Source organism: uncultured Winogradskyella sp., assembly GCF_947496485.1.
In the GTDB taxonomy this organism is placed as follows: Bacteria; Bacteroidota; Bacteroidia; order Flavobacteriales; family Flavobacteriaceae; genus Winogradskyella.
The window spans coordinates 1,803,705-1,823,383 of sequence record NZ_CANMCZ010000001.1 but is presented as its reverse complement, the minus strand read 5'-3'; the positions used below and the strand labels follow the sequence as shown (position 1 = coordinate 1,823,383).

Annotated in this window: 19 protein-coding genes; 3 read left to right on the top strand and 16 right to left on the bottom strand. The window is 34.2% G+C overall.

Annotation, left to right across the window (positions count from 1 at the left end; all coding sequences use genetic code 11):
- Positions 1 to 3,944, bottom strand: a 3,944-nt coding sequence (locus tag Q0822_RS07815) for a choice-of-anchor L domain-containing protein (RefSeq protein ID WP_299122234.1), incomplete at its 3' end; no start/stop codon positions are given.
- Positions 3,945 to 4,121: 177 nt separating this feature from the next.
- Here Q0822_RS07815 and Q0822_RS07810 point away from each other — a divergent pair.
- The 3 genes from Q0822_RS07810 (at position 4,122) to Q0822_RS07800 (ending at position 6,186) form a co-directional block, all read left to right on the top strand.
- Entirely contained in the window at positions 4,122 to 5,024 is a 903-nt protein-coding gene (locus Q0822_RS07810) for a NifU family protein (protein ID WP_299122232.1), read from the top strand.
- A gap of 75 nt (positions 5,025 to 5,099) precedes the next feature.
- Complete coding sequence (locus Q0822_RS07805) at positions 5,100 to 5,300, top strand: dodecin family protein (protein ID WP_045469775.1); 201 nt, start codon at positions 5,100 to 5,102, stop codon at positions 5,298 to 5,300.
- A gap of 73 nt (positions 5,301 to 5,373) precedes the next feature.
- Positions 5,374 to 6,186, top strand: a complete 813-nt coding sequence (locus Q0822_RS07800) for a mechanosensitive ion channel domain-containing protein (protein WP_299122226.1) — start codon at positions 5,374 to 5,376, stop codon at positions 6,184 to 6,186.
- Here Q0822_RS07800 and tsaB read toward each other — a convergent pair.
- The 15 genes from tsaB to cyoE all read right to left on the bottom strand — a co-directional run bounded on the left by tsaB (position 6,183) and on the right by cyoE (position 19,567).
- Positions 6,183 to 6,854, bottom strand: coding sequence for a tRNA (adenosine(37)-N6)-threonylcarbamoyltransferase complex dimerization subunit type 1 TsaB (gene tsaB, locus Q0822_RS07795; protein ID WP_299122225.1), 672 nt, complete (start codon positions 6,852 to 6,854; stop codon positions 6,183 to 6,185). The two genes, Q0822_RS07800 and tsaB, sit on opposite strands and share 4 nt — an antisense overlap.
- Positions 6,855 to 6,872: 18 nt before the next feature.
- Positions 6,873 to 8,171 (bottom strand): efflux RND transporter periplasmic adaptor subunit, encoded by a 1,299-nt coding sequence (locus tag Q0822_RS07790; RefSeq protein WP_299122223.1) that lies wholly within the window; start codon positions 8,169 to 8,171, stop codon positions 6,873 to 6,875.
- 2 nt (positions 8,172 to 8,173) lie between these two features.
- The gene (locus Q0822_RS07785; RefSeq protein WP_299122221.1) at positions 8,174 to 9,616 is read right to left on the bottom strand and encodes a TolC family protein; all 1,443 of its coding nucleotides are present in this window, start codon (positions 9,614 to 9,616) and stop codon (positions 8,174 to 8,176) included.
- Between the two features lie 50 nt (positions 9,617 to 9,666).
- On the bottom strand, positions 9,667 to 10,827 hold the full coding sequence (locus Q0822_RS07780; protein WP_299122219.1) for an HlyD family efflux transporter periplasmic adaptor subunit: 1,161 nt from the start codon (positions 10,825 to 10,827) through the stop codon (positions 9,667 to 9,669).
- Positions 10,828 to 10,846: 19 nt separating this feature from the next.
- Positions 10,847 to 12,106, bottom strand: a complete 1,260-nt coding sequence (locus Q0822_RS07775; protein WP_299122217.1) for an ABC transporter permease — start codon at positions 12,104 to 12,106, stop codon at positions 10,847 to 10,849.
- Position 12,107: 1 nt separating this feature from the next.
- On the bottom strand, positions 12,108 to 13,352 hold the full coding sequence (locus tag Q0822_RS07770) for an ABC transporter permease (protein WP_299122215.1): 1,245 nt from the start codon (positions 13,350 to 13,352) through the stop codon (positions 12,108 to 12,110).
- Positions 13,345 to 14,046, bottom strand: a complete 702-nt coding sequence (locus tag Q0822_RS07765; RefSeq protein WP_299122213.1) for an ABC transporter ATP-binding protein — start codon at positions 14,044 to 14,046, stop codon at positions 13,345 to 13,347. The genes Q0822_RS07770 and Q0822_RS07765 overlap by 8 nt, the downstream gene beginning before the upstream one ends.
- Positions 14,047 to 14,158: 112 nt before the next feature.
- Positions 14,159 to 14,392, bottom strand: a complete 234-nt coding sequence (locus tag Q0822_RS07760; protein ID WP_299122210.1) for a hypothetical protein — start codon at positions 14,390 to 14,392, stop codon at positions 14,159 to 14,161.
- 1 nt (position 14,393) lies between these two features.
- The gene (locus Q0822_RS07755) at positions 14,394 to 14,939 is read right to left on the bottom strand and encodes a DUF420 domain-containing protein (RefSeq protein ID WP_299122208.1); all 546 of its coding nucleotides are present in this window, start codon (positions 14,937 to 14,939) and stop codon (positions 14,394 to 14,396) included.
- A 2-nt stretch (positions 14,940 to 14,941) separates the two neighbouring features.
- Positions 14,942 to 15,709: an SCO family protein gene (locus Q0822_RS07750; RefSeq protein WP_299122206.1), complete on the bottom strand. Its 768-nt coding sequence runs from the start codon at positions 15,707 to 15,709 to the stop codon at positions 14,942 to 14,944.
- A gap of 3 nt (positions 15,710 to 15,712) precedes the next feature.
- Positions 15,713 to 16,411, bottom strand: coding sequence for a hypothetical protein (locus Q0822_RS07745; RefSeq protein ID WP_299122204.1), 699 nt, complete (start codon positions 16,409 to 16,411; stop codon positions 15,713 to 15,715).
- Positions 16,412 to 16,479: 68 nt separating this feature from the next.
- Positions 16,480 to 16,926: a cytochrome C oxidase subunit IV family protein gene (locus Q0822_RS07740; protein ID WP_299122202.1), complete on the bottom strand. Its 447-nt coding sequence runs from the start codon at positions 16,924 to 16,926 to the stop codon at positions 16,480 to 16,482.
- A 19-nt stretch (positions 16,927 to 16,945) separates the two neighbouring features.
- Positions 16,946 to 17,947 (bottom strand): cytochrome c oxidase subunit 3, encoded by a 1,002-nt coding sequence (locus Q0822_RS07735; RefSeq protein WP_299122200.1) that lies wholly within the window; start codon positions 17,945 to 17,947, stop codon positions 16,946 to 16,948.
- Between the two features lie 135 nt (positions 17,948 to 18,082).
- Positions 18,083 to 18,673, bottom strand: a complete 591-nt coding sequence (locus tag Q0822_RS07730; RefSeq protein ID WP_299122180.1) for a cytochrome c oxidase subunit 3 — start codon at positions 18,671 to 18,673, stop codon at positions 18,083 to 18,085.
- A complete protein-coding gene (gene cyoE / locus Q0822_RS07725; RefSeq protein WP_299122178.1) occupies positions 18,674 to 19,567 on the bottom strand; it encodes a heme o synthase in 894 nt (297 codons plus the stop codon).
- Between the last annotated feature and the right edge of the window lie 112 nt (positions 19,568 to 19,679).

Below are 19,679 nucleotides of genomic sequence, written 5' to 3'. Positions count from 1 at the left end.
AGCGTCTGTGTATCTATTGAACTATTACTGAAGTCTACACTAGTGTTTATTGCATCTGCATTGTTCTCAGCGTTCTCCAAAGTCTCATGATAGGTTACCGTAAGACCTGATGCTCCTCCTGTAATCTCATTGTCGGCATCTGTTAAAGTAAAGAACCCAAATCCATCGTTATCTGGGTCGCAATATCTTAGTGGTGTTGGTGTAAAGGCTATTGGTGCTTGTTCTACCACTAATTCTAAAGTTGTGGTGTCGTAACAACCTGTACCTATATCTTCTACACGTACAAAAATAATCTGTCCGTCGACTGTATTGGTATATAGTGTTGGTAAGGGGTTCATCTCTGCATCTGCATCTGCTATGGTTTCATAATAGCTCACCTCATAATTAGGATTGCTAGCTGTAACTTCTGCGTTCTTCACGCTCAAATCCATCTCCGTCAGTCCATCTGGTGTACCATCGTCACAAACTTCTAAAGCCGTTGGTGCGACTAATACGGGTAACGCATTGACTACTAAGTTGAAAGTGGTGCTTGATCTGCAACTGGTCATCGTATTGGTCAGTACTGCTACTATGGGTTGTGGATTGCTCGTATTGGTATATAGGCCTATAATGGCATTCATACCCATATCGGCATCGGTTTGATTCTCATAGTACGCTACTGTAACATTGACCTGCCCGTTTAGAACCTCTGCGTCTTTTGTTGATAAATCAAATAGTTCTTGCTCGTCTCCTGGATTATTATAATCACAAAGTTCATAAGGTGCTACTGTTACAGTGGTTGGTGTTGGATTAACAATTAATTGTAAAGTGGTTGTAGCATAGCAGCCCGTCACATCATTCTCTATACGCACATAGATTTCTCTAGTGACCGTTGTATAGAGTGTCGCTACAGCACTGGTTCCTGTCTCAGCAAGTTCTGGCGAGCTATAATAACTTACGCTCATACCTGTCTGTGATCCGATGACTTGAGCGTCTTTGGTACTTAAATCAAATTGGGCTATACCATCATTGCTAACATCATCACAAACTTCTAAGGGTGTTGTGACATTAGCTATGGGGTTTTCCAATACTTCCAATTGTAGCGTATTGACGTTATAACAGGTGGTGGTCGTGTTTTCTAAACGAACAAATAGCGTTTGGGCCGTCATTGCCGTATTGGTGTAACCATCAAATACTTCTGCGGTAGCTGTATCCGCCCCTACTAAAGTTTCATGGAACGATACCTCTACACCTGTTTGACCATTTAATAACTCCGCTACTTTGGTGTCTAATGGAAAACTTACAAATCCATCCGTGTCATCATCACAGACCTGTAAAGGGGGCACTGCAACAACCTGAGGTAACGGGTCTACTACTAAATCGAAACTCGTAGTACCATAACAGTCTGGATGTAAAGAGTCTTCCACTCTTGCAAAGACTGTCTCTAAATTTGGTGTCGTATTTGAATAGTTCTTTGGTAAGGCACCTATATTATCATCCGCATCCGACTGGCTATTATGAAAGGATACAATGTATATATTTGTGTCTTGAACCCCTAAGATATCTGATTCTTGTGTACTCAAATCAAACGTTGCCAGACCATCATTGCTCACATCATCACAAGCTTCCATATCCATTGGTGTGTTGGCTATCGCCCTGGTATTGACCACCAAATCAAATACTGCTGTCGCTGATGCATTATAGCAGTTGGAGTCCCCTACATTTTCTACCCTTACAAATATGGGTTGTGGGTTGATCGTATTGGTGTATAGATTCGGCAAGGCATTGGTGCCTGCATCGGCATCGGCAAAATTCAGGTAATACGTCACTGCATAATCCGTGGACGGCTGAATGCCCAATATGGCCAAAGATTGCGTGCTCAGATCAAACTCCTCAAATCCGTCATTGCCATCATCATCGCACAACTCCAGATCAATGACAGGATTGATCGTCGGTTGACCTGCTACGTTTAAGGTGAAGGATGTAGTATCAAAACATTCTTGCGTAGCATCTCCTATACGTGCCCATATCACTTGAGGAGTATTGATATTTTCATAATTAGTCGACAAAGCACCAACATTATCAATTGCATCTTGTTCAGTGAGGTGATAACTAATTATAAAATCATCAACGTTTTGACTTCCTAAAATATCATTATCATTTTGGCTTAAATCAAAATTAGCAGTACCAGAATTGTCACATATGATTAAATTATTTGCTGGATTTGCTGTAGGGTTTGGTTTAAATTCAACTAAAATTGAATCTGTGGATTGACAAATACCTGTAAAAATAACATCTACAGTGTATATACCTGTTTCAGAGACCGTAAGTACGGAGCTTGTTTCTCCAGTAAGCTCAACTCTATTATCTGGCATTGTAGGATCTGCAGCATAATACCAAACATGGTCAGCTAAAGGCACTTCAGTATCCAAAGTCACAGAAGATCCACCACATTCTGCAGTACCTTGAGCAATTGTAATATCTTCTCCTAAATCACCACCTAAATCAAAACTACCAGCTTTTAGAAACACACCTGAATCATAGTTATTATCTCTATCATCTGCAATAACTAATTTTATGGTATAATTATCTCCAGGTATGACTGCGGATTGAGCTGTGAAAACTACTGTTCTTCCATCAAACGCAATTGGCGGTTGATTATTAGGAGTATAGGCGCCAAAATATTGCTCATTAGCACCTCCACAAGAGGCACCATTATCTGGATGGATATTTGTAACTAAAATTGGAGTCGTTGTCCCTGGAAGAACAGCTAAATTCGTTGTATTTCCTGCTGAATCCGTCAATAAGAAAGCGAATGCATCAGAAAACGTACATTCAAAACTACCCATATCATATTCTTCAGAAGCCATTAAAAATTCAAAACTTATACTATCCGCAAGAGGAGTAAAATCGAATTGAATAAAGGTAGCGTTATGAGAATCCACACCTAGCTGACTGTCTAAATCAAAATCACCAGGCCAAGTGGCTGTACCCTCTCCCAAAATACCATTATTATTAGGTCCTCTAGCTTCACTAGCATCACCTGACGTTAATAATAATCCATCTTCAAAAGGAAAGCTCTGGCCATTACCATAAAAATATCCTATACCATTTGGTTGATTAGCTCCAAAACTAATTCCTGTTGACCAAGTAATGTTTGAAACTGAAGCACAAGGACTATTCACCAAGACATCTTCTATTAATTCTTCTGGCGTAAATGTATCTTGGTCTATGACCACATTAGATCCTAAGACAAAAACCGTAATTGTATCAGTACCAACACAGCCTTGAGGATTATCGTCTGATACTGTTAATGTTACTGTATAAGTACCTGGAAAAAGAAAAGTATTAGAGACATTAGCACCTGTTGCAGAATTACTATCCCCAAAATCCCAATTATATGTAGCATTAGATCCATCACCCGAAAATGTAGCACTTCCTGAAAAGTCAACAGATTCACCAGGTAAAATACCTACGACTCCAGCAACATTGGGTGCAGGTGTAGTATCATCAATGAAAGCAAATATAGCCTGACAAGGAGTTGCACATAATATCTCAGCTTCCCATCCATTAATATTTCCACTATCATTAGAAATAAACTCTATTGTGAGACAACCAGAAACATTACCTGCAGATGCTGAAACCATACCTGGACTAGCGGTTCCTTGATAACTCCCTATTAAGCTAGCGCTTGTGTCTTCTCCATCATATATATTCATCACATCTGGTTGTGCACCAAGTTGCGTTGTAAATTGTGTGAAATTTAAAATAATAAATTCATCTGCATTTTGCGGACATATAGTGGTTACTAAATTTTCATTATTACCATAATTTCCAAACTCACCACCAGAATCGTAAAATATATCTGGTGCACAACGGTTAAATGTGCCATTTTGCATTGGGAGGTCTTGCGAAGAGCAAATTGTAGTCGTTAGGAGAACTACAAAAAATAGTATCTTTTTCATGTCTAGCTTTTTCAAACTAACTCAAATAAACACTAGCAAGATATATTTATTTGGTATGGTTTTTTTGTAAGCATGGAATTTAAACAAATTATGTGTATTGACTGAAAAATTCAGTTCAAAACATAATATCATAGATGAACGTTTCCCAATGATATTTCCTATTTTTGCAAAAAAAAGATGTCAAAGACAAAAATTTCCATATTACCTACTTCTAATGAGGCTATTATAAAATTTGAAGCTGATCGTTTCATTACTAATCACAATAGCTTTGAATTCAACAACATTGATGATGCAAAACACTCCCCTTTAGCTCAGCAATTATTTTATCTCCCTTTTGTAAAGAAGGTATATATCGCTTCTAATTTTATAGCAATAGAGCGTTACAATATTGTTGAATGGAAAGACGTACAAGATGAAGTGGCTAAGCAAATTGAAGATTATCTCTCAAATGATGGTGTTGTAGTCACTGAAGAAGCCATTAAACCCAAAGCAGCAGTAACTGTATATGCAGAAAGCACACCAAACCCTGGTGTCTTAAAATTTGTATGTAATAAAGTTTTAGTTCCAAATTCATATGAGTTTACATCAATAGAAGAGGCAAAACTTTCGCCTTTGGCCACTGCTTTATTTCAGTTTCCATTTATTAAAAATGTATATATGGAAAAGAATTTTATTTCCATCACTAAATTTGATATTGTAGAATGGGAAGATATTACACTTCAACTTCGTGAATTTATAAAATCATATGTAGAAGATGGTAAAACCATTTTAGATGATAACGCACCAAAGCAACTCAATAAAACTGAGGAGGCAATAGAGCAAAAATTTGAAGCCTTAGACGATACATCAAAAAATATTATAAATATCCTTGAGGAGTATATAAAACCAGCAGTAGAAAGTGATGGTGGAAATATAGAATTTAAATCCTTTGATGCTGACACTAAAAAAGTAGAAGTATTACTCCAAGGCGCATGTAGTGGTTGTCCTTCTTCAACATTTACTTTAAAAAATGGAATCGAAAATATGTTGAAAGAAATGCTGAATGATAACTCTATAACTGTTAATGCTATTAATGGTTAAATTGTTTAAGTAATTGAGTGACTTTTTTTAACTTTAAGGTTCTTACATTATATAAATCTATAAATTGAAATTATTATGGCAGTATTAAAAGTTATTGAAGTATTATCTAATTCTGATAAAAGTTGGGAAGATGCAACAAAAAAAGCAGTAAAAGAAGCTTCCAAAACTGTAAAGAACATTCGTTCTGTATATGTACAAGATCAAAGTGCAATCGTTAATGGTGATGATGTTACTGAATTTAGAGTAGCATTAAAACTAACTTTCGAAGTTAAATAATAACACAAACAACAATATAAAAGACTCGACTAGAAAGTCGAGTTTTTTATTTAATTAAATTAATTAAACCAAAATGGATACACAAAAATGGATTGACTCAGGTTATAACTTAATCGTAGAGTTTGGCCCAAAATTGATCGCAGCTATTGCGATATGGATTATAGGTAGCTGGATTATTAAAATGATGCTTAAGGGCGTTAAAAAAGCAATGAATAAAGCGGATTATGATGAGAGCTTAAAAAAGTTCTTATTAAATCTTGTGAGCTGGGTTTTAAAAATTGTCTTAATCGTTGTCGTTTTAGGTACTGTAGGTATTGAAACTACTTCTTTTGCCGCAATACTTGCCGCTGCTGGTTTAGCTATCGGACTAGCACTACAAGGCTCTCTAGGTAATTTTGCCGGTGGAGTTTTATTAATGATCTTTAAGCCCATAAAAATAGGAGACTTAATTGAAGCACAAGGAGAACTTGGTGTTGTAAAAGAAATTGAAATTTTTACAACTAAGCTCTTAACACCTACAAATAAAGAGGTAATTATTCCTAATGGTGCATTATCTAATGGAAATATTGTAAACTATTCTACTGAAGGAAAACTTAGAGTTGATCTTACGTTTGGTGTTGGTTATGATTCTGACATCAAACAAACTAAAGAAGTTTTAATGAAAGTACTAACTTCTAATCCAAAGGTTTTACAAGATCCTGCTCCGTCAGTAAATGTTTCTGAATTAGCTGATAGTTCTGTGAATTTTGCTGTAAGACCATGGTGTACTGTTGCAGATTACTGGGATGTATACTTTGGAACCCAGGAAAATGTTAAGATAGCTCTTGATGCTGCTGGAATCGAAATACCTTATCCACACGCTGTTGAGATACAAAAAGAAGCTTAAGCTTTCTTTTTTAAAGCAATAAAATCCTTTAAATAATAAGGTTCAAAATAAGCGACATCTTCGGTGTCGCTTATTTTGTATTTTAATTCTGACAATACAGCCATTTCGTTTGCCGATGGAAGTTTACCCTCAATAAATCTGGCATTAGGATGCTGAATTAAGCTTTTAGTTTTTTCAACACCATTACCAATAAAATATACCTTATCAGTTTTAAGAAATGAACTGTAACTTTCTTCTGTTAGAATTTCTGCTTCTATCTTTCTTTGTAACTCGAACTTAGAATTATAAATAGCCGAATAAACTTCCATTCTACGAGCATCTAACATTGGCACAATATATCCTTCTTCTATCTGAAGTTGGTGTGCTAAACTTTCTAACGTATCAATAGCGATTAGCGGCTTATTTGATGCAAAACATAAACCTTTTGCTGACGATACACCAATCCGTAAACCTGTATAAGAACCAGGTCCTTTACTAACAGCAACAGCATCAACTTCAGTAAGTTTTAGTTTTGTAGCCTTAAAAACTTCATCTATAAACACATGTAAAGTTTCCGCATGGGAATAACCAGAACTATAGTCTTCTTTTAAAACTAAAATCTCTCCATCTTTAGATAGAGAGACTGAACAATTTGTAGTTGCTGTTTCAATATTTAGCACTAATGCCATTAGTAAATATGTTTTATACTATTCTTCTGCTTTTTCTTCTGAGTTTTCAGATTTCTTATTCTTTACTTCTACTAAATCTCCAGGTTTAAGTGTCTTAGAAACCATATTATATGGCCCTGTAATAATTTTATCGTCTTCACTCAATCCCGAAACAATTTCGATATTAGTATCATCTTGAATACCAGTTTCTACAACTCTCAATTTTGCTTTACCATTTTCATTTACAAAAACACATTCAAATTTCTCCTCTTTAACAGATTCATTTTCATCTACTGATTTACTATATGGTTTTTTGGTAGAACTTGTATCTGTTTTAATAACAATTGCACTAATTGGTACAGAAATCGCATCTTTTTGTGTTTTGGTAATAATGTCCACAGTAGCAGTCATTCCAGGTCTAAAAGGCGAATAGGTTTCTGGTTTACCTTCTGTTAGATCTTTATAAGATTCTTCTAAAATTCTAACCTTAACCTTAAAGTTAGTAACCTGATCAGCTGCTAATGTACCCGCTGCTGAGTTCGCAATTTCCGTAACTACACCTTTAAATTCTTTCTTTAAATAGGCATCTACTTCTACAATAGTTGAATCCCCTATTTGAACCTTTACAATATCATTTTCGTTGACATCTACCTCAACTTCCATATTATTTAAGTTAGCAACACGCAGAATTTCAGTACCTGCCATTTGCTGAGTACCTACAACACGTTCACCTAACTCTACACTTAGAACTGAAATCGTTCCGCTCATTGGAGCATAAATCGTTGTTCTATTTAAATTGTCTTTTGCTTCATTTACTGTTGCTGCTGCACTTTGCACGCTATAATAAGCAGAGCTTTTATTAGCTTCGGCCGTTTCATAACCAGCAATTGCTCTATCCCAATCTGCTTTAGAAATTACACCTTTCTCAAAAAGCACCTTATTTCGATCATAGTCTGCTTTAGCTTGTTTTAAGTTCGCTTCTGCTTGTTCTAATCCTGCTCTTACATTCTGATAAGATGCCTGAGAACGACTTACGGCAGACTGAATTAAATCTGGATTAACTCTTACTAATAAGTCTCCTTTTTTAACTTCTTGACCTTCTTTAAAAGGTAATTCTAAAATTTCGCCAGAAACTTCCGAAGATATTTTAACCTCAACTTCTGGTTGGATTTTTCCTGTGGCCGACACTGTTTCTACAATATCCTGAAGTGTTACCTCCTTAACAGTAACTTCTTTAAAATTTCCTTTTTTACCGAACCATCCCATTTTAGATCCTGCAATTAAAAGGATAAGTAGAAGGACAACGACTCCGATGATAATTTTTACTGTTTTGCTCATAATTAAAACTTTAATTCAGTTGCTGGTATTCCAAAATACAATTCAAGAACCTTTAATTTAAAAATGTAATCGTATTTAGCGCGATTTAATTCAATGTTGGCATTATCAAATCTAAGCTTAGATTGACTAAAATCAAATGCGTTTGTTAAACCAACATCGTAACGTTCTTTAGCATAATCGTAAGCTAATTGTTGAGATTCTAAAGCCAATTTTGCTGCTTCATAAGATTTCAAAGCGCCTTTAGCATCAACGTAAGCTTGATATACTGTAGACTCTAAATCTAATTCCGCTTGTTCTAATAGAAATTTAGATTGCTCTAAGTTAACTTTATTTCTTTGAACATTCGCTTTTGTATTAAAACCATTTAAAATAGGAACGTTTAATTGTAATCCATATCCAATACCATCATTTTGATATAACTGATCTATAAAAGGATCTGCTGCAACCTCCGAAAGAAATGTGTTAGGAAATTCACCTATAACTGCCTCACCTGTACCTTGAACCGTACCTATTTGTTGTGTAATGGTTGGATTATCTGGGTCTACTTGTTGTATAAAAGAAGTTGTGTTAGCAAACCTAGTATTATAACCAAAAAACGCCGATAATGTTGGATAGTTTGCCCCTTTAGCAATCTTTAAATCCATTTCTGCTAACTCAACATTTTGTTCTGCTATTCTAATTTCTGACCTACTTTCTTTAGCAGCAGTAATTATTTCTGTAACATCCTTATCTGCTATGCCAGCATCAATGATGTCATAGCCTTCATCCTCAATATCAAAGTTTTCATAATCCTTAATCAAAAGTAATTGAGCCAAACTAATTAATGAAATTCGAATACTATTCTCAGCATTGATAATTGCTTGTTGCTCACTAGCATCTGTTGCTTTTATTTCTAACAAATCACCTCTAGGTAATGAGCCCGCATCAACCAATTCTTGCGTTCTCTGAATTTGTTCTTTAGTTACTTCATTCTGAGAAATTAAAACTTCAAGATTTGCTTTATTAAGAATTACCGCAAGATATCCATTGGCAACAAATAATGAAATATCATCTTTCATTTTGTCTAATCGATATTGACTAGAAAGGCGAGAGATATCTGCACGCTGTAATCTTCTGAAGTTTCTTAATCCGTCGAAAAGTGTATATCCAATATTGATATTACCTGAAGCTGAAAGAAATGTTGTAGTTTGAGCATTATTTGTTACTGGGTTGAAACTCAAACCAGTATTTTCTGAAACACCACTACCAGCATTTATACTAGGTACAAAATTTCCTTTAGCAGTTAATTTTTCAATATCAGCAAGTTCTATATCTAACTCACTTTGCTTTACAGATATATTATTATCTAAAGCATATTGAACACATTCTTTGAGAGTCCATTTTTTATTTTGAGCTTGTACTAAAACTCCCAAAAGAAGTAATATTACTATGATTGATTTTTTCATGATGTCTATTTGTCTATATAAATCTTAAAGTGTTACACTAAAGGTAGTAATTATTGTTGGGCATATTTTGGAATACCTTGTACTTGATTCCAAACTTTGATTTTATCTTCTTTGGTTATTCCGCTTTTAACCTCTACAAAAATACCATCACTAATGCCTAATTCTACATCTTTTCTTTCAAATTCTTGATCACCTATCTCAACTTCAACGTATGGCTTTTTTGTTTCTTTATCATATTGTACTAGGGCTTCTTTGATTGCTAAAACCTTTTCTACTTTGTCTAAAATAATAGATGCATTGGCACTTAAACCTGCTCTAATAAAAGTAGAATCTATTTTTTTTAAGGTACCTTTTATTTCAAATTGAATAGCTCCGTTTTCAGCAACACCTTTTGGAGCAATGTAATCTAAAGTAGCATCAAACTTCTCGTTTTCGATAGCACCTACAGTAATTTCTAATGGTAAACCTTCTTTTATTTTACCAACTTCGCTTTCATCTACTTTTCCTTCAAAAATCATTTGCTTTACGTCTGCCAACGAAGCAATAGAAGTGCCTTCATTAAAATTATTAGCTTCAATGACTTGATTTCCTGCTTTTACTGGTACATCTAAAACCATACCTGCAACTGTTGCTCTAACTTGTGTTTGTGCGGCACTACCCAATCCGGAAGTGGTGCCTGTTTTTATGATATCATAATTTTGACGAGATTGCGTCACATCAATTCTTGCCTGTTCAACACGCTGTTTTGCCTGTAAATATGTATTATTAACTTGGTCGAATTCATTTGCTGCTATAACTCCTTTATCAAATAATTCTTTTTGACGGTCGTATATTGCCTTTTGAGTTTTAAAATTAATTTCTGCAGTCTGCAAAGCATTTCGATTAGAAGCTATATTGTTTTTTGCACTTGTTAAATTTGAAACGTTAGGTATAACTCTAATCTGAGCAATAAGATCCCCTTGTTTTACATATTCGCCTGCTTCAATAAAAACTTCTTCAATAACCCCAGAAATGTTAGGTTTTATTAATATTTCTTCTTTTGGAACAATGCTTCCAGTTGCCACAGTTTTAACAATAATTGTTTCCTCTGTTGGAGACTCCGTAGTATAGGTAATAGGATTTTCTTGATTTTTATCCCATAAATAATATAATGCTGCACCGAATACAACAACAATTAATATTAATGCGATAACAGTTTTGGTTCTCTTCATGATTATGATTGATATAAATTTATTCTATTCTTAATGCGTCTACGGGTTTCATCTTAGTTGCACTGTTTGCTGGAATAAGACCTGCTAATACTCCTGATACTATTAATATAATTAATGCTGTAAATACAACTTGCATGCTTACACTTGGATTTGCAAAGTTTTCTACTGGACCAACATTATCTAAAATCGTGTTCATTATCCAAATAACTAAAGCTGCAAACGAAATACCAACCATACCAGATAATATGGTTAATATTAAACTCTCTTGTAAAATTTGAGATTTAATTGTCCATGGGCTTGCTCCTAAAGCACGTCTTACACCTATTTCTTTAGTACGCTCTTTTACCACGATAAGCATAATATTGCTAATACCTATTATACCAGACATTAGCACCAAAGCACCAACAAAATAGCCAACAAGAGACAAAATTGAAAATAGACCATTGATACGTTCAAACTGTTCTGATAAATCAAAATGACCTATTGCACGTTCGTCTGTAGGATCTACCTTATGCCTAGACTTCATCAAATCAAAAACTTTTTGTTTTAATGAGGTTATCGTTATACCATCCACCGCAGTAATGGCCATCCAACCTACATTCTCTCCTCTATTAAATGCTTGACCAAATGTTGTAAATGGGATATAAATTGTACTTGCATCTTGTTCGTCATCACCTTGACTATTGCTCATTTTAAATGTGCCCACAACTAAAAAGTTGACTCCATTTACTTTGATATAAGTTCCTAAAGCTTCCTCACCTTTATCATACAATCCCTTAACAACACCTGTTCCTATAACACATATTTTTCGTTTAGCTTGAATATCTGAATAACTAATAAATCTCCCTTGAAGAATGTCCATTGGTTGTTGTTTGATGTATTCAGGATAATCTCCATAAATCTCGAACGCGCCTGTTTTAGTGCCTCTGGTTACGTTATTTGCGCCTCTAAAACCTCCTAATTGATTTCGAGGAGATACATACTTTATATTAGGAATCTCAGCCTTGATCGCGGCAACATCATCAATTTTATAACTAAAGTTACGTCCTTTAGGTAATCCTTTATATGGCTTTGATGTGCCTTGCGTCCACATAAACATTGAATTAGTAGCAAAATCACCAAAATCGGCAGTTACTCCATTTTTCAGTCCATTAGTTAATGCTAGTAAAAGCACCAAAATAGTAATACCCCAAAATACACCAAATGCAGTTAATAGTGTTCTAAACTTATTAGCATTTAAGGCTTCTAGTATTTCGTTCCAACGGTCTCTGCTAAACATACTATTCGTCTCTAAGTGCTACAATTGGTTTAATTTTAGCGGCTCTGTATGCAGGAATAAATCCTGCCAAAGCACCAGCAAACACCAACAAGAACACTGTAATTAGAGCAATATTGAAGTTGACTTGTGGGTATTTGATGAAATCACTTTCTATTTGTGGCCCAACAAGTTCTAATAGTCCTAGTCCAAGGATTAACCCGAATAAGCCTGCAAACATAGTTACAAAAACAGCTTCTTGTAAAATCATTCCAACAATTGACATTGGTAATGCGCCTAAGGCTTTTCTTATACCAATTTCTTTTGTCCGCTCTTTTACTATAATGAGCATAATATTACCAACACCAACTATACCAGCAATGATAGTACCAATACCTACAAACCAAAATACAGCTTGAATTGTCGCTACTAATGAATAGATTTTCTGTGCTTCTTCAAGTGTATTATTAACTCTAACAGCACTTACATCATCTGGTGCAACCGTATGAATTTCTTTTATTTTTTGCTCAATACCCAATGCAATAGCGTTAGACATAGCAACGGCTTCGTCAAAATTATCTGCCATTTTAACCGTAAATGCCATGTTGCGAATGTTTTCTCCTGCATTAAATACTTGCTGAGCGGTTGTCACGGGAATATAAACCTGGCTTTCTTCTCTGTCTCCACCAGGATCAAAATAAACACCTACCACTTTGAAATTCATTCCATAGATTTGAACGTTTTTGTTAATGGGATCTTCACCTTTAAAAAGGTCAGTTTTCATTTTATTACCAATAACGGCAACCTTCTTATTGTTTTCTATATCTGATTGACTAATAAAACGACCAGAACCAATATCTGCATTTTCAATAAATTGATTGTCTGGCAATGTGCCTCGAACACGATAATTTCCTGTTTCGTTGTTGTAAGTTACTGTACCTCCCCAAATCATATAGTCCTTTGATCGGTACTCTAAATAATCATCGTATTCATTTTCAATAGCATCAAAGCTAGAATTTTTTAGCTGAATATATCTTCCAGGATTTAAGCCTTTATAACCTTTGGTTGTAACTCCGGTCCACACAGAAACTCTATTAGTTGCATCTTGTTCGAACTCTGACTTAACACCATTTTCTATACCTTTACTAAATCCGAGTAGAACTACTAAAATGAAGATACCTGAAGCCACTGAAAGCCCTGTTAAGAGCGTTCTTAACTTATTTTTTCTAAGGGTTTCAAATATTTCTTGCCAACGTTCTATATCAAACATTTGCTGATGCTCTTACTTGTTCTACTTTACTGTCGTCAATGATGACACCATCTTTAAGATTAACGATGCGCTTAGTCATTTGTGCAATATCATGCTCGTGTGTTACAACCAGAATCGTTTTACCTTCATCGTTAATACCTTGTATGAGCTCCATAACTTCATATGAAGTTTTAGTATCTAATGCGCCTGTTGGCTCATCAGCTAATAAAACTTTAGGCTCACTAGCTAAAGCTCTTGCAATTGCTACACGCTGTTTTTGACCACCAGATAATTCACTCGGCAAATGATGAGACCATTCTGCTAAGCCAACTTTTTCTAGATAATGCATTGCTCTTTCCGTACGTTCTTTTCGTTTGATGCCTTTATAGTACAGCGGCATTGATACATTATCTAATGCACTTTTATAATTAATAAGATTAAAGGATTGAAAAACGAATCCAAGAAATTCGTTTCTATATTTTGCAGCTATTTTTTCATTAAGATTTTTAATGGGAACATTATCGAGTATATATTGACCTTCATCAGCTTCGTCTAACATACCTAAAATATTTAGTAATGTGGACTTCCCTGAACCTGAGGAACCCATTATGGATACCAATTCACCTTCTTTTACATCAAAATCAATACCCTTGAGTACATGAAGCGAATTGCTCCCCATGTGGTAAGATTTATGCAAATCTTTTATTCGAATCATAATACGACTGGTTAGCTAGTGCAATTTTAAGGAAATTTGTAAGTTTTTTATGCCAACAAATTGTTAATACCTACATGACTAAGACTCTTAAATCACTAAAATGTTACAGTTTTTAACTTGTATTTTCAGTCTTATTTGAATTTCTGTATTTTCTGTAGATAAAAAAGGCAATTGTTGCTACCAAAATATAAGGAACAGCCATTAGGAACATAATCCCATCATTGATTCCTTCTGCTGCAGATTGATCCTCTCCACTTTCTAAAACAGCTCTACACATAGCACATTGCGCATTACTTCTTACAAAAAAGAGGGTAGTGAAGAAAAGCAAAACAATCTTACGCTTCATATTAAACATAATAAGGTGAAATCATTAAATAGACCACAACACCTGTTACAGCTACATATAACCACAATGGAAATGTAATCTTCGCAATTTTCTTATGTCGTTCTATATTATTGGTGATGGCTCTTACGTAAGTAATCAACACAAATGGAATAATTACAATGGACAGTAAAATATGTGTTGCTAAAATAAAAAAGTAGATGTATTTAATAAATCCTTCGCCACCAAATTTGGTTGAATCACTTGTCATATGATAGGCAACATACATGACTAGAAATGTAACAGATAGCATTATGGCAAACTTCATTAATCGTTCATGTAGCTTTCTATTTTTGTTTCTAATCGCTATGACTGCTGTTATTAATACTAAAGCTGTCAATCCGTTAATAGTAGCATAGATTGGTGGCAAAAAGTTTAAAGGCTCTACTTCTATGCCAAAATCTTGTAGCTTCACTCTAGATAGAATAGCAACAACTAATGGAATTATAACTGCTAAAACAACAATCCATTTGTTGTATTTTTTTTCATTGTCTAGCTGATGAGAATTCATAACTACTCTTTTAATAATTTAGCAATATCTTCTTTTAAAATGGTGATTTCCTGAGGAATTCCTTCATCATCTTCGCCTTCTGCCTCAGAAATAATACCGTTGTAATAAATCAAAGGATTGTCTGGCGATTTTAATCTTGAACGAATAAAACCTTCTTTATCTATTAAAGCAAAATTACCTGAATGCTCAAACCCATCTATAATTTCGTCATTTTTTGCAGTATATAAATAAAAGCCTTCATTAGCTAACTTATATATCTCTTCTTCATTTCCAGTCATTAAATTCCAATTCGGATTTGTAATCCCATATTTCTCAGCATATGCCTTTAATACTTCTGGCGTATCAATATCTGGTGTTATCGTAAATGATGCAACTCCAAAATTTTCAAAATCTTTAAACTCATTTTGAATTTCAACAAGGTTTCTATTCATCCTAGGACAAATTGTTGGACATGTTGTAAAAAAGAATTCAATGACATAGACTTTACCGAGATAATCTTTATCAGTAATCGTTTGTCCCAATTGATTCGTGAAACTAAAATTAGGCACCTTCTTTCTACCTCCATCTGCATTAGGAATGTAAACCAGATCACTTTTATAAGATTTTTTATCATCTTCTTTGACAGCAGTAGATACATCTTCGCTTCTACTTTCATCTCTTATAATGTCTCCCTTACTCAATCTATCAATAATTTTGGGAATAAAAATGATTCCAAAAACTAGGATAATTAATGCAATACCCACATACGAATAGTTTGGTTTTTTATTCATCGTCTATTTTAAATCTTTTACACGTCTTTTATTAGAATCCTCAAAATCACCTTTACGCTTATCTCTATACTCTTTAAACAAAACGCGCATATCTTCCGCAGCCATTTTATTTTTTAATTCTGCAACTTTAATACAGTCGTAATCATAGAGTCCATAAACCGTATTTTTATCCTCTATTTCTTTTTTTGTTCTGTCATCCAACCTCCCTCTTTGATTCATGTCTTTGTCAATAATATATACTGAGTTACATGCAAGATTTTTATCTAGTTTAGCATCTGATTTTAAACTGTTGAACACTCTTTTAACTGTTGCATCATCAGTATATACCATATGCCAGAATCTTAAATCTTCGTATGACCTAATTTCCTGCAGTAATTTTTGGGCTTCAACTTTCGCCTCATAAGGAAGTAAAACTACAACTTGAAAGGTTTTGAAACCTTTGTTAGTATCATAAATGAGCTCTTTTAAGTTTAGAGCAGCAATAGAATTTTGACTAGGTTTTTTGCCTAAAAAAGATAATATTGTGATATGATCTTTTAATTGAATGCTGTCTTTATTTTCTGGTAACTCTACAATATTTTTTTTAACCACATCGAGTGGATTATAATTGTCTTTTGAAAGTAGCATCGTAATAATAAATGCTACAGGTAAAAAGAATAAAATACTTAGTATTACGTTACGTTTTCTGTTGCTTACTACCATAATGCAAAAATAAAAAAGGTGGTTTAAAAAAACCACCTTTTGATATCATTTAACTTATAATTCTGAGTTTAAAAATCTCTTTTAATTAATGGATCTTCAGTAAAGTAAACTTCATATACATAACCGCCTTCTTGTAACAAGATAAATATTAAATAACAGATTAAGAAAACTCCTGTCCAAACTACCATGCGTCTTAAGGCTTTAGTCTCGTCACGCATGTGCATGAAGTCCCACGTAATGTAGTAGGCTTTTACCAGGGTTAATACAATGAAGATGAAGTTTAAAGGCTTCATGTAAATAAAAGGTGATAATAAAATATTACCTAAAGTTGCTAAAAATCCACCTTCAAAAGGATCTATCCAAGTATGCATAAGCATATCTGGCTTATAGATACCTAATACAACTTCTATTAAAGTTACTATAGTTAGGAAAACTAAAACTCCCCAAATCTTACTCGTATTGGACTTAAATTTAACTAAGCCTCTAAATATTTCTAATTTATGTTCGTGTGCCATAATTGAATCTTAATTTCTTTTAAACTAGGTAGAAGAATGTAAATACAAATACCCAAACTAAATCGACAAAGTGCCAGTATAATCCCACTTTTTCAACCATTTCATAACTTCCTCTTCTTTCGTAAGTACCGAGTATAACATTGAAGAAAATTATAATGTTAATCACAACTCCAGAGAATACGTGGAATCCGTGAAATCCTGTAATAAAGAAAAAGAAATCTGCGAATAAAGATGTACCATACTCATTGACTTGAAGATTAGCTCCCTTAACAACTAACTTTCCATTATCTTTTATTTGTTTGAGAGATTCTGCTCTAGATAAAACTGTTTTTTCCCCTTCGTCATTTATAATTTGAGTTCTTACCCTAATATTATCATTCGCAGCTAATCCAGTGTAAATTTCGTTAACTGTATATGGTGGCAATGAAGCTTCTTCTCTAAACCATAATCCATTTTTACGTTCATGCTCTACTCGTGCATCTGGTATTGATACAGCAAATTCGTCTATTGAAATACGTTTAAACTTTTCTTCACCATCTTCAGTAACATACTCACCAAATTGAAGAATATTTCCACCTTTAGTTTGTACTGCTCCATAATCACCTTGAATAAAGGTGGCCCATTCCCAAGCTTGAGAGCCTACGAAAATAGCTCCACCAATAATGGTTAAGAACATGTACAAGGTTACTTTAGCCTTGTTCATATGATGACCGGCATCTACAGCTAGCACCATAGTTACAGAGGACATTATAAGAATAAAAGTCATGAATGCCACATAGATCATTGGTAGTTCTTGACCATGTAAAAATGGAACGTGAGTAAATACCTCATCCGCGATAGGCCATTCTTTTATGAACTTAAATCTTGAAAAGCCATAAGCAGCCAAGAAGCCTGAAAAAGTTAATGCATCTGATACAATGAAGAACCACATCATCATCTTTCCATAACTCACCTTTAAAGGTCGGTTTCCACCTCCCCAAGTTTTACCTTCTGTACCAGTATTTGCTACTGTAGAATCCATAGAATTTATTTAAATTTTAAGATTGGACAAAAATAATCATTTTATTTATCTAAAGAAACATCAAAGTCTAAATTTTGAATCTAAGTGGTGACGTGTACTTAGAAACGATTTAAGACATTAAAAAAATGTAATAAATTATTTAAAAAAATATAAGAATAAAAACAGGTAAACCCACAGTATATCAACAAAATGCCAGAAACTTGCAGCCAACTCTAATCCTAGCATATTATCTGGACCATACTTTTGTTTAAAATGGTTATAAATTACTACTAAAAGACATATTAGACCGACTACAACATGTGCAATGTGTACTGCCGCGATTAAATATATATAAGATACAGTGATATTACTACTTTCCCCAGTAAAGAAGTGTCCCATATTAATAATTTGATTAAAACCTTCAAATTGACTAAAAATAAAAGCTATACCAAGAACTAACGTTATGAGTAACCAAACAGTTACCATCTTTAATTTATTTTGCTTTAATGCGCGTTTGGCCAAAATAAATGTTAGACTACTAATTAAGATAAGTACAACACTAATAATAAAGGCACTAGGCAATTCAAAATCGATTAACCAATCTTTATTGATACGTTGTTTTTTACTTACTATAAATGCACTAGACCATGCAGCAAACGACATAATTAATGAACCAATGCCAAACCAGAGCATCATCTTTTTGGATCTGGCTTTTTTCTCTTCCGGTGTTCCTTGTGTTAAATCCATTTATCTTAAAAATTTATCTGCAACATATATAATCTGCAACATGGTAATATAAAATACGCTCGATAGCATTAACTGTTTTGCGGCTTTAGCTGTTCGTAATTGAAACAACTTAAAAGCATACACCAGCATTATCATTCCTAGTATAAATACAATTACAGCGCCTACAATAGATAATTTTAGATCACCCGTAAATCCAAATACTGGAATAATAGATGCAATAACAGTCCAAACGCTATACATTATTATTTGTACTGCAGTTCCTTTATCTGGCTTACCAGTAGGCAGCATAAAGAAACCTCCTTTTTTATAATCTTCATACAAAAACCAGCCTATAGCCCAAAAATGAGGAAATTGCCAGAAAAACTGAATGGCAAATAAGGTACCTGGCTCTATACCAAAATCATTACGCGCAGCCACCCAACCTAACATAAAAGGGATTGCGCCAGGCAAAGCGCCAACAAAAACCGCTAAAGATGTCTTTGTTTTTAAAGGTGTGTAAACACTTGTATATAAAAATATGGATATCGCTCCCCACATTGCTGTTTTAGGATTGATAATATACAGCGTTATTAAGCCTAAAATCGTAAAAGCAGTTGCGATTATAAACGCTGTATTAACGGTCATCCGCCCAGCTGGTATTGGCCTGTTTTTAGTACGATCCATTAACGCATCTAAGTCGCGCTCAATAATTTGATTGTACGCATTAGAAGCACCTACCATAAAGTAACCACCAAAAGCCAATAATGTAAGTGTCGTAAAGTTGATATTCTCAGCACCAAGAAGATATCCTGCAATAGCAGAAAACACTACACTAATGGATAATCCCATTTTAGTAATTTCCTTAAAATCTGTAATTACAGAAGCTGTTGATACCGAAGATTTTGTACTACTCAAACTGTACTTTTTTGTTCTATTCTTAGCGAGTGCAAAGATACTTCTAAAATTGGTTTTAAACAACGTAAGCCTTTAGTTTTAATTTCACCTTATACATTACTCTAAGTTTGCT

Bases quoted from the DNA above. Each gene is read 5' to 3' on its own strand.
- Q0822_RS07765 (WP_299122213.1), bottom strand. From the start codon at position 14,046: ATGATTCGAATAAAAGATTTGCATAAATCTTACCACATGGGGAGCAAT.
- Q0822_RS07740 (WP_299122202.1), bottom strand. From the start codon at position 16,926: ATGGCACACGAACATAAATTAGAAATATTTAGAGGCTTAGTTAAATTT.
- Q0822_RS07745 (WP_299122204.1), bottom strand. From the start codon at position 16,411: ATGGTAGTAAGCAACAGAAAACGTAACGTAATACTAAGTATTTTATTC.
- Q0822_RS07805 (WP_045469775.1), top strand. From the start codon at position 5,100: ATGGCAGTATTAAAAGTTATTGAAGTATTATCTAATTCTGATAAAAGT.
- Q0822_RS07800 (WP_299122226.1), top strand. From the start codon at position 5,374: ATGGATACACAAAAATGGATTGACTCAGGTTATAACTTAATCGTAGAG.
- Q0822_RS07790 (WP_299122223.1), bottom strand. From the start codon at position 8,171: ATGAGCAAAACAGTAAAAATTATCATCGGAGTCGTTGTCCTTCTACTT.
- Q0822_RS07785 (WP_299122221.1), bottom strand. From the start codon at position 9,616: ATGAAAAAATCAATCATAGTAATATTACTTCTTTTGGGAGTTTTAGTA.
- Q0822_RS07760 (WP_299122210.1), bottom strand. From the start codon at position 14,392: ATGAAGCGTAAGATTGTTTTGCTTTTCTTCACTACCCTCTTTTTTGTA.
- tsaB (WP_299122225.1), bottom strand. From the start codon at position 6,854: ATGGCATTAGTGCTAAATATTGAAACAGCAACTACAAATTGTTCAGTC.
- Q0822_RS07770 (WP_299122215.1), bottom strand. From the start codon at position 13,352: ATGTTTGATATAGAACGTTGGCAAGAAATATTTGAAACCCTTAGAAAA.
- Q0822_RS07730 (WP_299122180.1), bottom strand. From the start codon at position 18,673: ATGGATTTAACACAAGGAACACCGGAAGAGAAAAAAGCCAGATCCAAA.
- Q0822_RS07750 (WP_299122206.1), bottom strand. From the start codon at position 15,709: ATGAATAAAAAACCAAACTATTCGTATGTGGGTATTGCATTAATTATC.
- Q0822_RS07755 (WP_299122208.1), bottom strand. From the start codon at position 14,939: ATGAATTCTCATCAGCTAGACAATGAAAAAAAATACAACAAATGGATT.
- Q0822_RS07780 (WP_299122219.1), bottom strand. From the start codon at position 10,827: ATGAAGAGAACCAAAACTGTTATCGCATTAATATTAATTGTTGTTGTA.
- Q0822_RS07775 (WP_299122217.1), bottom strand. From the start codon at position 12,106: ATGTTTAGCAGAGACCGTTGGAACGAAATACTAGAAGCCTTAAATGCT.
- Q0822_RS07810 (WP_299122232.1), top strand. From the start codon at position 4,122: ATGTCAAAGACAAAAATTTCCATATTACCTACTTCTAATGAGGCTATT.
- Q0822_RS07735 (WP_299122200.1), bottom strand. From the start codon at position 17,947: ATGGATTCTACAGTAGCAAATACTGGTACAGAAGGTAAAACTTGGGGA.